This is a genomic window from Synechococcus sp. R5-12 (assembly GCF_047502655.1).
GTDB lineage: Bacteria > Cyanobacteriota > Cyanobacteriia > Thermostichales > Thermostichaceae > Thermostichus.
Genome location: NZ_JANSIM010000197.1, coordinates 1 through 714, shown reverse-complemented (window position 1 = coordinate 714; position 714 = coordinate 1). Strand labels below are relative to the sequence as shown.

Genomic DNA, 714 nt, shown 5'->3' with positions numbered 1-714 from the left:
CTGTTGAGACCCAGATACTCGTGGTGGTACGGACGGGTCTGCCCATGCTCCCGCAGCGCCCGCACCCGACTGGCCAGTTGGGGATCCCGCGTCACCACCGCCCCCCCATCCCCAGCCGCCCCCAGATTCTTGCTGGGAAAAAAGCTGAAGCAGCCCACCTCCCCCCAAGTGCCCACCGGCCTGCCCCCCCAGCAGGCCCCCACCGCCTGGGCACAATCTTCCACCACCGCCAAGCCGTGCCGCCGGGCAATAGCCAGAATCTGGGTCATGTTGGCCGCCTGCCCAAACAAATGCACCACCACCACCGCCTTGGTGCGGGGGGAGATGCTCCTTTCCAGCAGCTGCGGATCCAGGTTAAAGGTGCACGGATCCACATCCACAAACACCGGACGCGCCCCCACCCGGCTGATGGCGGCAGCCGAGGCAAAAAAACTAAAGGCACTGGTGAGCACCTCATCCCCCGCCTGGATGCCCAAAGCCTGCAAAGCCAACACCAAGGCATCGGTGCCGGAATTGCAGCCGACGGCCTCCAGGGGGCCACCCCCCAAAAACTGGGCAAACTGCTCCTCAAAGCGCTGCACCGCCGCCCCGCCGATGTACTGGCCAGAGGCCAGCAGCGCTTCCAGCTGCGGCTGCAACAGCCCGGCCAAAGCGCGGTACTGCCCCGTCAAATCCAGCAGCGGAATCGGCTCCTCCGTCATGGTGCTGCCTTTG

At 65.5% G+C, this 714-nt stretch carries 1 protein-coding gene; it reads right to left on the bottom strand.

Annotated features, from left to right (window positions below):
- On the bottom strand, nt 1-701 hold a 701-nt coding region (locus tag NW843_RS10530), incomplete at its 3' end, for a DegT/DnrJ/EryC1/StrS family aminotransferase (protein WP_414522911.1).
- Nucleotides 702-714 lie beyond the last annotated feature (13 nt).